General features: G+C 72.6%; 10 protein-coding genes. 1 reads left to right on the forward strand and 9 read right to left on the reverse strand.

All coding sequences use genetic code 11. The features are described from left to right. Positions 1–82 precede the first annotated feature (82 nt). The 5 genes from AB0M80_RS18100 to AB0M80_RS18120 all read right to left on the reverse strand — a co-directional run bounded on the left by AB0M80_RS18100 (position 83) and on the right by AB0M80_RS18120 (position 8050). Positions 83–2266, reverse strand: coding sequence for a bifunctional SulP family inorganic anion transporter/carbonic anhydrase (locus AB0M80_RS18100; RefSeq protein WP_364565607.1), 2184 nt, complete (start codon positions 2264–2266; stop codon positions 83–85). A 279-nt stretch (positions 2267–2545) separates the two neighbouring features. Then, the gene (locus AB0M80_RS18105) at positions 2546–4777 is read right to left on the reverse strand and encodes a bifunctional SulP family inorganic anion transporter/carbonic anhydrase (protein ID WP_364565609.1); all 2232 of its coding nucleotides are present in this window, start codon (positions 4775–4777) and stop codon (positions 2546–2548) included. 207 nt (positions 4778–4984) lie between these two features. Next, on the reverse strand, positions 4985–6265 hold the full coding sequence (locus AB0M80_RS18110; protein WP_364565611.1) for an adenosylmethionine--8-amino-7-oxononanoate transaminase: 1281 nt from the start codon (positions 6263–6265) through the stop codon (positions 4985–4987). A 133-nt stretch (positions 6266–6398) separates the two neighbouring features. Further along, positions 6399–7613, reverse strand: a complete 1215-nt coding sequence (locus tag AB0M80_RS18115) for a cytochrome P450 (RefSeq protein ID WP_364565613.1) — start codon at positions 7611–7613, stop codon at positions 6399–6401. A 23-nt stretch (positions 7614–7636) separates the two neighbouring features. Next, positions 7637–8050, reverse strand: coding sequence for an SRPBCC domain-containing protein (locus AB0M80_RS18120; RefSeq protein ID WP_364565615.1), 414 nt, complete (start codon positions 8048–8050; stop codon positions 7637–7639). A gap of 64 nt (positions 8051–8114) precedes the next feature. Between AB0M80_RS18120 and AB0M80_RS18125 the strand changes: the two genes are divergently transcribed. Then, entirely contained in the window at positions 8115–8738 is a 624-nt protein-coding gene (locus AB0M80_RS18125; RefSeq protein WP_364565618.1) for a uridine kinase, read from the forward strand. A gap of 4 nt (positions 8739–8742) precedes the next feature. On the opposite strand, the gene AB0M80_RS18130 is transcribed toward AB0M80_RS18125, so the two are convergent. From AB0M80_RS18130 to AB0M80_RS18145, 4 genes are all read right to left on the reverse strand, one after another. Further along, positions 8743–9900, reverse strand: coding sequence for a glycosyltransferase family 4 protein (locus AB0M80_RS18130; protein ID WP_364565620.1), 1158 nt, complete (start codon positions 9898–9900; stop codon positions 8743–8745). 85 nt (positions 9901–9985) lie between these two features. Continuing rightward, entirely contained in the window at positions 9986–11041 is a 1056-nt protein-coding gene (locus AB0M80_RS18135; protein WP_364565623.1) for an NlpC/P60 family protein, read from the reverse strand. Positions 11042–11479: 438 nt separating this feature from the next. Continuing rightward, on the reverse strand, positions 11480–11737 hold the full coding sequence (locus AB0M80_RS18140; RefSeq protein ID WP_364565625.1) for a hypothetical protein: 258 nt from the start codon (positions 11735–11737) through the stop codon (positions 11480–11482). 67 nt (positions 11738–11804) lie between these two features. Continuing rightward, the gene (locus AB0M80_RS18145) at positions 11805–13202 is read right to left on the reverse strand and encodes an NYN domain-containing protein (protein ID WP_364565627.1); all 1398 of its coding nucleotides are present in this window, start codon (positions 13200–13202) and stop codon (positions 11805–11807) included. Positions 13203–13219 lie beyond the last annotated feature (17 nt).

The following is a 13219-nucleotide window of genomic DNA, read 5'->3' on the forward strand; positions in this document are numbered from 1 at the left end:
GGTCACGAACCATCAACATAGTGACTCCGGGCTCCGGCGCGCACGCGGGCCGCGTTCAGCACGGCCCGCGTGCGCCTCCGGATCAGGCGCCCGGCACCCCCACCGAGGCCCCGGCGGGCCGGAACGTCCGCTCGGCGGCGTCGAACAGGTAGACCTGCGCCGTCCCGACCGCGAAGTACATCGCGGTCAGCTGCAGCTTCCCGGCCGACTCGGCCGCCGCCACCGACGGGTACTCCCGCAGGTGCTCCAGCTGCTGGAGCACGTTGTGCAGCGCGAGCCGGTCGCCTTCGGCGTCCGGGACGCCGCCGTCCAGGGTGGCCGAGCCGAGCCGGTGCGCGCTGGGTTCCGCGTGGTGCAGCCAGGCCGACAGCGGCCCCGGGGGCGGGCCGTCGGCGAGCGCCGCCATCGCCCCGCAGCCCGAGTGGCCGCAGACCACGATCTCTTCGACGCCGAGCACGCCCACGGCGTACTCGATGGAGGCGTTCATCGACGGGTCGGCCTGCCCGGGCGGGACGAGGTTGCCGATGTTGCGGATGGTGAACAGGTCACCCGGCCCGCTGGTGGTGATCAGGTTCGGCACGATCCGGGAGTCACCGCAGGTGATGAACAGCGTGCGCGGCCGCTGGCCGTCGGCCAACCCGGACAGGGTGTCCTTGAGGAGCGGCGCGGCCCGGCGGTGGAACTCCGTGGCCCCGCGGCGGGTCTGCTGGGCCGGGATGTCGACCCCTTCGGACGCCTGCCACTCCGACCACGGCGCGAGCCAGCGCGGCACCGCCCGGCTCGCGGCGATCCGGGACCGCGTCGGGCGGCCCGCCTTGCCTTCGCCGAACCACGGGTGGCCGACCTCGTCGACCTCCACCGTGCCGCCGGCGCGCTCGTGGGCCTGCTGCCAGGTGTGCAGGCTTTCGAACGCGGCGTGGTCGAGGTAGTCGACGACCAGATCCAGCCGCACCGTGACGCCGCCCGGGATGTTCCCGAGCACCTTCGACAGCCGCGGCACCGACAGGAACGTCAGGACGCCTTCGACGACGACGCGCCAGTCGTCGCCCTCCCTTTCGACGTGGATGCCCGACCAGACCGTCCGGCGCAGCATCAGCACGAGCGCCAGCCCGATGCCGGCGAGCACGCCGGTGAGCAGGTCGAACACGACGACCCCGCCGAGGGTGAGCAGGTACACGGGCAGGTCCCCGTGGGCGAGGACGGTCTTCATGTGCCCGGGGTTGACCAGCTTCGCACCGACGTGCACCAGCAGCCCGGCCAGCGCCGCCAGGGGGATGCTCTCGATCAGCCCGGCGAGCAGGACGACGAACAGCAGCACCCAGACGCCGTGCAGCACCGCCGACGCCCGGGACTTCGCCCCGGCGGTGACGTTGGTGGAGCTGCGGACGATGACGCCGGTGACGGGCAGGCCGCCCAGCGCTCCGGAGAGCATGTTGGCCGCGCCCTGGCCGACCAGCTCGCGGTTCAGGTTGGCGCGCGGCCCGGTGTGCATGCGGTCGACCGCGACCGCCGAGAGCAGGCTTTCCACGCTGGCGATCAGCGCGATCGTGACGACGGCGAGGGCGAACCCGCCCCACCCGCCGTCCGGCAGCTGCGGGACGAGGTGGACGTTCAGCAGGTCTCCGGGCAGTTCGACGCGCGGCAGCGTCATCCCGAACGCGACCGACACCACCGTGGCCACCGCGATCGCGGCGAGCGGCCCCGGCACCTTCCGCACGGCCGCCGGCAGTCTCGGCCAGATCAGCAGGAGGGCGATGGTGATCAGGCCGACGGCGGTGGCGGCGCCGTGGTGGGCGATGAGCTGGGCGGGCAGCTCGGCGACGTTCTGCACGGCCGAGCTCTGGGCCTTGCCGCCGAGGATGACGTGCAGCTGGCCGAGCACGATCGTGACGCCGATGCCGGCCAGCATGCCGTGCACGATCGCCGGCGAGATGGCCAGCGCGGCGCGGGCGATGCGGCTCAGCCCCAGCAGGATCTGGCACGCGCCGGCGGCGACGGCGATCGCGCAGGTGACGGCCCACCCGAAGGTCTGGATGGTTTCGGCCATGACCACGGTCAGGCCGGCGGCGGGCCCGCTGACTTGGAGCGCGGAGCCGCCGAGGGCGCCGGCGACGATGCCGCCGACGACGGCGGCGACGAGCCCGGCGGCGACCGGGGCACCCGAAGCGAGGGCGATGCCGAGGGACAGGGGGACGGCTACGAGGAAGACGACCAGTGAGGCCGGCAGGTCGTGGCGGAGCACGGCGAGGGGTCTCATGATCACCATGCAACCGGAGATCGGGTGAAATGTCCGCTATGTTCGACCCTTTCGAGTGGACAAGTGCCCACATTTCACTCTTTTGTCATAAACCGGACACGCCGTTAACACGTCAGTAACACGCCAATATCTGTCGCGTGACAGTTGAATTCCGTACGACACAGGGGTTCCCGGGCGCCCAAGGCGGCCTTCGGTGCGCTGAATCAGGGCTACGGCGCGAAGCGCCCCCGCCGAGGGTGGTGGCGGGGGCAAGGGAGGAGCACCGAAGGCCACCTCGGGCGCGTCCGATCAGTGCTCCAGCGCACCCGCGGGGACGAACCCGCGCGCGGTACCGTCCAATAGGGACACTTGCGCGGCGCCGACGTCGAAGTACATCCCGGTGAGCCGCAGCGCGCCGCGGTCCAGGGCCGCGGCGACCACCGGGTAGCCGTGCAGGGTTTCCAGCTGCTGCAGCACGTTCTGCAGGGCGAGCTGGTCGGCTTCGGCGGCCGGCCGCTCGCCGCCGAGCAGCAGCGGCGCCTCGCGGCTGCGGCGCCGGAGCGTCGCTTCGCCGTGGCGCAGCCAGCTGCCGAGCTGCTCGAGGCCGTCCGGCGCCTGGCCCAGCAGGGCCTTCATCGCACCGCAGCCGGAATGCCCGCACACCACGATCTCGGCGACTTCCAGCACGCCGACGGCGTACTCGATCGCCGCGCCGACCGACGAGTCGGTGCTGTCGGCCGGCGGCACCAGGTTGCCGATGTTCCGCACGGTGAACAGGTCGCCCGGCCCGCTGGTGGTGATCAGGTTCGGCACGATCCGCGCGTCGCCGCAGGTGATGAACAGCGTGTGCGGCTGCTGGCCGTGCGCCAGCCCGCTCCACGTGTCACGCAGCAGCGGCGCGGTGCGGCGCTGGAACTCCGAAGCGCCGCGGCACAGCAGCGAGCTGGCGGTGCGCTGGGCGGGCAGCACGACGTGCTCGGCCTGCCACTCCGACCACGGCGCGAGCCACCGCGGCACGACGCGCGCGGCGACGCTGCGGCGCACGGTCGGCTCCCCCGAGCGGCCGCGTCCGAACCACGGGTGCCCGATCTCGTCGACCGTGACGCACCCGGCGTGCGCCTGCTGCCAGCCCCGCAGGCAGTCGAACGCGGCGTGGTCGAGGAAGTCGACGTGCAGTTCGAGGGTGACCTCGACGTGCGGGGGCACCTCGGCGAGCACCCGGGTCAGCCGCGGCACGGACAGGAACGTCAGCGCACCTTCGATGACGACGCGGTGGCGGTCACCGTCGCGTTCGACGTGGATGCCGGAGAAGATCATCCGCCGCAGCATCATCGCGAGGGCCAGCAGGATCCCCGCGGCGACCCCGGTGAGCAGGTTGACGGCCACGGCGCCGGCGAGGGTGACGACGTACACCGGCAGATCGCCGTGCCGGCGGACTTCCTTCAGCCCGTTGAGGTTCACCAGCTTCGTCCCGACGTACACCAGCAGCGCGGCCAGGGCCGCCAGCGGGATCAGCCGCAGCACGCCGGTGAGCAGCAGGCAGGCGGCGAGGATCCAGGCGCAGTGCAGCATCGCCGACGCCCGGGTGCGCGCACCGGCCTCGAAGTTGGTCATGCTGCGCACGATGACGCCGGTGACGGGGAACCCGCCGAGCGCGCCGGCGGCCACGTTCGCCGCGCCCTGCCCGACGAGTTCGCGGTCGAGGTCGGTGCGCGGGCCGCCGCGGAGCTTGTCCACCGAGACCGCGGACAGCAGGCTCTCCAGGCCGGCGATGAGCGCGATGGTGACCGCGGCGAGGGCGAAGCCGGCCCAGCCGCCGTCCGGCAGCCGCGGGACGACGTGCAGGGTGGGCAGCCCGGCCGGGAGGTCGACGCGCGGCAGGCTCATGCCGGTCACGACGGACAGGCCGGTGGCCAGTGTGACGGCGGCCAGCGGCGCGGGCACGCGGCGGACGGCTTTCGGGAGCCGCGGCCAGAGCAGCAGCACGGTGAGGGTGGCCACGCCGATCAGCACGGCCTGGTCGTGGTGCGCGGCGACCTGCCCCGGCAGCGCCAGGACGTTGGCGAGCGCGGAACCCTGCGCCGAGCCGCCGAGGACGACGTGCAGCTGGCCGAGCACGAGGGTGACGCCGATGCCGGCGAGCAGGCCGTGCACGATCGCCGGGGACACGGCGAGCGCGGCGCGGGCGACCCGGGTGAGGCCGAAGAGGATCTGGAGCAGGCCCGCGGCGACGGTGATCGCGCAGGTGACCGGCCAGCCGTGGGTGGCGATCGTGTCGGCCAGCACCACGGTGAGGGCGGCGGACGGGCCGCTGACCTGCAGCGGCGATCCGCCGAAGACGCTCGCGACCAGCCCGCCGACGACGGCGGAGATCAGGCCCGAGAGCAGCGGCGCCCCGGCGGCGAAGGCCACGCCGAGGGACAGGGGGACGGCGACGAGGAAGACGACTATCGACGCGAGGAAATCGTGTTTGAGGTTCTCCAGGTGCTCGGAGTTCTTCGGGGGTCCGGTGTCGTGCTCGCCACGAACGATCTCGATCATGGGGGAAGGATCGCCGAAACCCCGCGAAATGTCTGCTACGCAAGCATTTCTCGCGTTCGTCCGCGCACAGGATCGAGCGGTGGACCGGGGGTTTCACACCTACCCCCTCCGCCGTTCGCGTGGTTTCGACCTCGGTCTGCCACGCTCCGCGACGATGAGGGATCTTCGGGTCTCGGTGTGCCCGCGGTCACACCCGATGTGCTGAATTCAGGCCTTCCCGGCGACCGCCAGCATCGCGCGGGTGATCACGGCCAGGTCGGCGTCAGTCGAAACGTACGGCGGCATCGCGTACACGAGGTCCCGGAACGGCCGCAGCCACGCGCCGTGCTCCGTCACGACGTCGGTCGCCACCGCCAGGTCGACGGGGTGGTCGAGCTGCAGGACGCCGATCCCGCCCAGCACCCGCACGTCGGTGACCGCGGGCAGGTCGCGCGCCGGGGCGAGGCCGTCGAGCAGGCCCTTCTCGATCCGGGCGACGTCGCTTCGCCAGCCGCCGCCGGCGAGCAGGCCGAGGGAAGCGTTGGCGACGGCCGAAGCCAGCGGGTTGCCCATGAAGGTCGGGCCGTGCGCGAGCACCGGCAGTTCACCGCGCGCGATGCCGTCGGCGACCTCCGGGGTGCACAACGTGGCCGCCATGCTCAGGTAGCCGCCGGTCAGCGCCTTGCCGACGCACATGACGTCGGGCGTCACGCCCGCGTGCTCGGCGGCGAACAGCGCGCCGGTGCGGCCGAAGCCGGTCGCGATCTCGTCGAAGATCAGCAGCACGTCGTGCGCCTCGGTCAGCTCCCGCAGGGCACGCAGGTAGGCGGGGTGGTGGAACCGCATCCCGCCGGCGCCCTGCACCACGGGTTCGACGATCACCGCGGCCAGTTCTCCGGCGTGCTGCCCGATTTCCGCGGCCAGGACGTCCACATAGGACTGATCGGGCGGGGTGTCGAAGCCGGACGGCGGTGCGGGCACGAAGACCTGTTCCGGGAGCACCCCGCGCCACAGCGAGTGCATGCCGCCCTCGGGGTCGCAGACGCTCATCGGCGTGAAGGTGTCACCGTGGTAGCCGCCGCGCCAGGTGAGCAGCCGCCGTTTCCCCGGCCGGCCGCGCGAACGCGGGTACTGCAGGCACATCTTCGCGGCGACCTCGACCGACACGGAGCCGGAGTCACAGAGGAAGACGTGCTCCAGCCCGGCCGGGCTGAGGTCGGCCAGGGTCTTGGCGAGGGTGATGGCGGGTTCGTGGGTGAGGCCGCCGAACATGACGTGGCTCATCCGCCCGGCCTGCGCGGTGAGCGCGGCGTCGAGCACCGGGTGCCGGTAGCCGTGGATGGCCGACCACCACGAGGACATCCCGTCGACGAGCTCCCGGCCGTCGGCGAGCTTCAGCCGCACCCCGCTCGCCTCGGTGACCAGCAGCGAGGGCACCTTCGCCGGCATCGGCGCATAGGGGTGCCACACGTGCTGGGCGTCCAAGGCGAGCAGGTCGGCGGAGTCCATGGGGGGACCCTACGACACCCGCTCGAGCCGGGTGCCGGGCCTGGGCGGCCCACCACCGCGGACTGGACCGCTCAGCGCAGCCGACCCGCATCACCCCGAGCTCGGCGCGACGCCGCCCACCCGGCCGCACCCGTCACAACCGGACCGGGAGCGTCTCCAGCCCGTGGACCAGCGAACTCATCCGGTACACCAGCTCGTCCGGCTTCGCGTCCAGCGCGAGATCCGGGAACCGCGCCAGCAAGCCGCCGAGGGCGATCTCGGCCTCCAGGCGGGCCAGCGGGGCGCCCACGCAGTAGTGGATGCCGTGCCCGAACGCCAGGTGGCCGCTCGCCGCGCGGGTGACGTCCAGGCGGTCCGGCTCCGGGTAGCGCTCCGCGTCGCGGTTGGCGCCCAGCAGCGAGACCAGTACGAACTCGCCCTCCGGGATCGTCACGCCGGCCACCTCCACCGGCTCGGCCGTGAACCGCAGCGTGGCCAGGTGGATCGGGCCGTCGAAGCGCAGGAACTCCTCGACCGCACCCGGCAGCAGCTCCGGCTCCGCGCGCAGCCGGGCCAGCTGGGCCGGCTCGCGCAGCAACGCCAGCACGCCGTTGGCGATCAGGTTGACCGTGGTCTCGTGCCCGGCGACCAGCAGCAGGAACGCCATCGACACCAGCTCGGGCTCGGACAGCGAATCCCCGTCGTCGCTCGCGTGCACCAGGTCCGACAGCAGGTCTTCGGCCGGCTCGGCGCGCTTCTGGGCGATCAGGCCGGTGAGGTAGCCGAACATGTTCGACGCCGCGGCCTGCACCTCCTCCGGCCGCACCGCCGCGTTCAGCAGCGTCTTGGACCAGCCGGAAAAGTCCGCGCGGTCCTTCTCGTGCACCCCGAGCAGCTCGCAGATCACCGTGATCGGCAGCGGTGCGGCGAACGACGCCACCAGATCGGCCCGCTCCTGCCCGGCCAGCGCGTCGAGCAGTTCCCCGGTGATCTCCTCGACCCGTGGCCGCAACCGGGCCACCGTGCGCGCGGTGAACGCCTTGTTCACCAGCTTCCGCAGCCGCGTGTGGTCCGGCTGGTCCGAGTTGAGCATGTGCTGGCTCAAATCCTGCCCCAGGCTCAGGCCGTTCTGCGCGGCCTCCGGGGGCAGCTTCGCCTCGAACAGCTCCCGGATGCCCTGGCCGTTCTTCCGCAGCCGCGGATCGGCCAGCAGCGCCCGCGCCTCCGCGAACCCGGTGACCAGGTAGCACGGCAGCCCGCGCGGCATCCGCACCCGGCGCACCGGACCGCCCCCGCGCAGCAGCTCCGAGAACAGATGCGCGTCCTGGGCGAAGTCTTCCGCCACCTCGACGATTTCGTCGGTCGTCATGTCATCCCCCGGCGCTCACCGCGTCAGCGTTCGGCGAGTGCCGCCACGACGCGTTCGGTCACGTCCTGCCAGTATGCCCGCTGTTGCTCGCGCTCTTCCGCGTCCGTAAGCCATTCCTGGTGGAACCGCAGGATCGTCTTGGCCCCCGAAGCGCTCAACCGCACCTGCACGGTGGAGTCGTGGTCCCAGTCGCTCGGCCGCCACGTGAGCCGCACCCGGTCGCCGTCGACGAAGCTGCGGATTTCGCCGACCGTGCCGTTCGCCGTCTCGTACTCCGCGCCCGCTTCCCGCGGCAGCTCGCCCCCGGGGCCGAGCCAGATCGCGACGCCCTCGCGGCTGACCAGGAAGTCCCAGACTGTTCCGGCGGAGTACGGCAAGGTCCGCGAAACGCCGATGTTCCACCCCACATCGGCCGTCTTCCCCACTGAAGAAGTCATGTCCGCATCCTCCCACCGGGGTACGACAAAAACGGCCGCCGGCCCGGGTGCAGGATCTGTACCCGTGCGCTACCGCCCGATCTCCCCCGCTGTCCTGGCCGAAGAACTGGCCGAACGCATCGACGCGCTCGCCGGACGCCGGAGGCTCGCGGTCGCCGTCGACGGCGCGGCGGGCGCGACCGGAACCACGGAACTGGCGGACGCCCTCGTCGATCCCCTGCGCCTGCGGGGCCGCGCGACCCTGCGCGTGTCGGCGCGCGACTTCCTGCGTCCCGCTTCCCTGCGCTTCGAGCACGGCCGCACGAACCCCGACGCCCGCTACACCGACTGGCTCGACCTCGGCGCCCTCCGCCGCGAAGTGCTCGAACCCCTCCGAGAAGGCGGCTCCGGCGAAGTGCTGCCGTCGCTGTGGGACGCCGAGCGCGACCGGGCGACCCGCGCCGAACGGGTGCCGGTGCCCGAAGGCGGGGTCGTGCTCGTCGACGGCGAACTGCTGCTCGGCGCGGGGCTCGCCTTCGACCTGGCCGTGCACCTGTGGCTCTCCCCCGCCGCCGTGCGCCGCCGCGTACCGGACGCCTGGGCGGTCCCGGCGTACGAACGCTACGAAGCGGAGGTGGACCCGGGCTCGCTCGCCGACGTCGTCGTGCGCGTCGACGATCCACGGCACCCGGCGCTCTACACGCCGTGAGCGCTCAGCGGACGGCGGCCACCGGGTCGCCGTCCAGCAGGCCGGACAGCCGCCGCGCCAGGACGTCCCACCGCCAGTGCTCGCTCACCCAGGCCCGCCCGGCCTCGCCCATCCGGCGCGCGCGCACCGGGTCCGAGAGCAGCGCGGCCACGGTCTCCCCGAGCTGGCCGACGTCCCGGCCGTCGACGACGTGCCCGGTGACCTCGTCGAGCACCGCCTCGGGGGCCCCACCGGAGTTGCCGGCGACCACCGGGAGCCCGGTCGCCGAGGCCTCCAGGTAGACGAGGCCGAGCCCTTCGACGTCGAGCCCCTTGCCGCGGGTGCGCGCGGGCATCGAGAAGACGTCGCCCGCGGCGTAGTGCGCCGGCAGTTCGGCCCACGGCACCGACCCGGTGAGCACGACGTCGCGCTCCAGGCCCAGCCCGGTGACCAGTTCGGCGAGCTTCTTGCGGTAGGGACCGCCGCCGACGATCAGCAGCGCCGCGTCCGCGACGCGCTCGCGGATCCCCGGCAACGCGCGGATCAGCTGGTCCTGGCCCTTGCGCGGGACGAGCCGGGACACGCAGACGACGGTCGGCCGGTCGCCGAGGCCGTGCCGGGCGCGGATCTCCGCGCGGGCGGCGGGATCCGGCCGGAACACCTCGGTGTCCACCCCGGACGGCAGCAGCTCCAGCCCGGCCATCGGGCCGAACGCCGCGGCGAAGCGGCCGCGGGTGTACCGGCTGACGTAGGTGACGACGTCGGCGGTGTCGCCGATGCGCCGCAGCGCCTGCCGCGACGCCGGGAGCATCGACCAGCCGACCTCGTGGCCGTGCGTGGACGCCACGACGCGGTGCGCGCCGGCCCGGCGCAGCGGGTGCCCCAGCAGCGCGAGCGGCGCCGCAGCGCCGAACCAGACGGCTTCGCAGTCCCGCGCCCGCATGATCTGCTTCGCCCGGCGAAGCACGTCCGGCGTCGGCAGCATCAGCGACGTCGGGTGCCGGACGACCTCGAACGGCGCTTCGGCGTCGAACTCCTCGTGCGACCCCGTCCGCGACTCCCACGACGGCGCGTAGACGACCAGGTCGTCCGCCGGCAACCGGGTCGCGAGGGAGTTCAGGTAGTTCTGGATCCCCCCGGGCCGGGGCGGGAAGTCGTTGGTCACGAGCAGGGTCTTGAGCACGCCCCAGAGGCTAGCGGCCGCTACGGACAGCGAAGGGGCGGCACCGCGTGTGCGGTGCCGCCCCTTGGCCGGTGCTGTTCGAGGGTCACGCCGTCGGGCGGCGCGCTCCCGAGTACTGGCTCTGCAGCGGCGAAATCTTCACGACGTCACCGGTGTCGGGCGCGTGCACCATCTTGCCGTCGCCGATGTACATGCCGACGTGCGAAACCGGCGAGTAGAAGAACACGAGGTCGCCCGGCTGGAGCTGATCCCGCGGCACCGCGGTGCCGAAGGTCGACTGCTCGCGGCTGGTCCGCGGAATGGTCAGCCCGGCCTGCTTGTACGCCCACGACGTCAGGCCCGAGCAGTCGAAGTTGGTCGGGCCGGTGGCGCCGTACACGTACGCGCTGCCGAGCTTGCTCAGCGCCGCGTTCAGCGCCGTCTGGGCGGCGGCGGTGGGTGCCTTGATGTCGGCGGGGGGTGTCCCGCCGCGGTCCTTCCGGGCCGCCTTGTCCGACGTGCTGAGGTTCTTGTTGGCCTCTTCGAGCTGATCGATCTGGTCGTTCAGCGTCTTCTGCTTGGCCTTGATGTCCTCGGTCAGCTTGGCCGCGGCGTCACGCGCGTCCTGCGCGCGCTTCGCCGCGTCGCTGGCCTTGGCGGCAGCGTCGGTGGCCTCGTGCACGGCGCCGGTGAGGTTGCCCATCGCGGCGTTCTTGCCGGTCGCGATGACCTCGAGCGCCGAGGAACGGTCGAGGAAGTCCTGGGTGGACGTGCCCGCCAGCAGCGCCGACAGCTTGTTCAGCTGGACACCGCTGGTGAACGACGCACCGGCGAACTTGTCGACCTCGGTCTGGTACTTCGTCTGGCTCTCGGATGCCTTGGCGGCCTGTTCCTTCGCCGCGTTGACGTCGCCGGTGGCCTTGTCGAGCTCGCCCTGCTTCTTCTTCAGGTCGTCCTGGGCCGACAGCAGGTCTTCGTTGAGCTTCTCGGCCTGGGCCGCGAGGTCGCGGTACTTGGCGAGGGCGTCGGAGCCGGTGGGTGGGGTTTGGAGAACGGGGACGGGGGCGGCGATGGCCGTCGGCTGGGAGAAGGTGACGAGGGTGATCACCGAAACCGCAGCGAGGGCACCTGACACCACGCGCCTGACTGGATGCGACTGCACGGTCGCGCGGGTCTCCTTTGCGTCTCGGCCGCCGACGGGACCGGGGCAGAAGAGGCCGGGGAGTCCTCTTCGCCGTTGTCCCCCACTCGCGCGCGGATCGTGGCACCCAAGGGCAACACGAGCCGCAACAGGGAATGCACGCGGTGGTGGTTCCGGTTCCCAGCTTCCCGACAAAGCTGCGTCCGGCGGCAATCTCGCGTCGCCGCCTACATCGACGGCCGGGGCCACGAGATCTCGGACAGGTTACGAAAAGACCGCCACCACGTCCACCACCTGTCGGCCAAAAACTGTGCGTAACGCCGCTGCACACCATCGGACCAGCACCGGAGAAAAGATGTGATGGGCGTTACACGCTGGGGTTTCTCCGGAGCGCTTTTCGACTACCGACCGTTCACCGATGCAATCGACCATTCGGCGCGCCGACACGAAACGGGCGACTCAGGCGGGGCGCCGGATCGGTTCTTCGACCAATTGCAGCCGTGGCACCATCCCGGCCTCGGCCAGCGCGTCCACCGCGCGGCGCTCGTCGGCGTCCCACACCACGGCGAGTGGGGCGCCGAGCAGCACGCTCACGACGCAGTCGTGGCACGAGATGCCGCGCACGACGCAGCGATCGCAATCGACCACGAGGTTCTCGATGTCCGAAACGGCGATGTGCGAGACGTCTACTTCGGACAGCTCGGGGGTGTCGGGCATGTGGTCCTCCTCACGTGGGAACTGCTGCTCCACACGGTAGGGGCCACCACCGACAGTTTCGGCGGCGTCACACCCGGGACAGGCGGCTGACCAGCACCGAAGCCGGCGCCGGGTGGGCGCCGCGGCCGCGCACCGAGTCCGCGACCGCGCGGTCGGAGGTCGCGACGACCAGGGGCCGCCCCGCGGGTTCGGCCGCCACCAGGTTGCGGATCACGTCGTCGGCCAGCACCCCGCGGTCGGAGAACAGCACCCGCACCCCGCGGGGCACGGACGCGGGGACGGAGAGCACGCCGGCGCCGTCGAAGACGACGGTGACCTCGGCGGAGGTGCGCGCGGCCAGTGCGGACAGCTGGTGGATCAGCCGGTCGCGCTGGTCGGCCAGGGCGAGTTCGGGGTACCCGGTCTTGGTGACGTTGTAGCCGTCGACGATCAAGTGCACGTTCGGCAGCGCGAGGTAGCGGTCCAACGTGGAGACGTCGGCGATCTTGCCGCCCTGGCCGATCCCGGAGCTGGCGCCGCGGACCATGTCGGCCGGGCGGGCGCCGCGCGCGCCGAGGGCGAGCTCGCGGCGGAGGCCGGTGACGGCGCCGTCGATGGTGTCGATGAGCAGGGCGAGCCGCACCTCGTCGGCCTGCCGGGCCTCGCGAGCGGACTGGCGGGCGATCTCGGCGTCGACGACGGCGCGTTCGGCGCGGGCGCGTTCACCGGCGACGCGCTGGCGTTCGCGTTCGAGCTGGGTGTTGAGGGCGGCGATCTCGTCGCTCCGGGCGGCGGAACCGCGTTCGGCCTCGACGGACGCCGCCTCCGCCGCGTCCCGGGCCTGGCGCAGCTGGACGCCTTGTTCGCGAAGGCGCTTCAGGAGCTTCTCGACTTCGCCCTCGCGCTCACCCCGGACGTTCTCGGCGGCTTGTTTCGCCGCGGCGAGTTCGGCGCGGACCTGGACGAGTTCCGCTTCGAGCCGCTGGCTGCGGGCGAGCGCGGCGTCGCGTTCGGCGCGCAGGGCGTTTTCCTCGGCGTTCTTGGCGACCAGCCGGACGCGCCCGGCGGCCCCGGACTCGCCGAGGAGAACGGCGGCGGCCGCCGCGGCGACGGAGTCGGTGGCGTTCGGGTCGAGGGCGTCGGTGCGGTGTTCGCGGAGCCACTCGATGACGGCGGTCCGGAACTGGGCGGAGTCGCCGAGGGCCGCGAGCAGGGCGGCGCCGCCGAGCTTGGCGCGCTTGGCCGGGGCGAACTTGGCGACGGGCCGCAGCTGGCGGGGCACGTCGGTGGCGGGCAGCTTGGCGACGGCCGCCGCGGCGAGATCGGCGATGCGGTCGCGGACGGGTTCGGGGAGGGCGGGCCAGGTGGCGGGTTCGGGATGTCCGGCCTGGTCAGCGGCCTCCTCGGCCTGCTCGGGGCGCGACGCCACGCCCGAAGGACCGACGGGGTCCCCGGACGGCTCCGGCACGAGCGGCTGCGGGTGCATTGGTCCAGGGTAGGCCC

Origin of the sequence: Amycolatopsis sp. NPDC051045, from assembly GCF_040682955.1 — a bacterium.
Lineage (GTDB): Bacteria > Actinomycetota > Actinomycetes > Mycobacteriales > Pseudonocardiaceae > Amycolatopsis.